The sequence below is a fragment of the Dietzia sp. B19 genome (genome assembly GCF_014145155.1).
Lineage (GTDB): Bacteria > Actinomycetota > Actinomycetes > Mycobacteriales > Mycobacteriaceae > Dietzia > Dietzia natronolimnaea.
On sequence record NZ_JAALED010000566.1, the window covers coordinates 2,038 to 2,281 of the forward strand.

Annotated in this window: 1 protein-coding gene; it reads left to right on the plus strand. The window is 68.9% G+C overall.

Going from position 1 to position 244, the window contains the following annotated elements; genetic code table 11:
• Positions 1 to 244, plus strand: a 244-nt coding sequence (locus G6020_RS17290; protein ID WP_347238398.1) for a biotin/lipoyl-containing protein, incomplete at both ends; no start/stop codon positions are given.

The window sequence follows — 244 nt, forward strand, 5'->3', positions numbered from 1 at the left end:
AGCCCGCGAAGTCCTCCGGCGGCTCGGGCGGCAAGGGCTCGGGCGGCAAGGGCACCGAGGTCACCATGCCCGAACTCGGCGAATCCGTCACCGAGGGCACCATCACCAACTGGCTCAAGGCCGTGGGCGACACCGTCGAGATGGACGAGCCCCTACTCGAGGTCTCCACCGACAAGGTCGACACCGAGATCCCCTCCCCCGTCGCCGGCACCCTGCAGAAGATCGTCGCCGACGAGGACGAGAC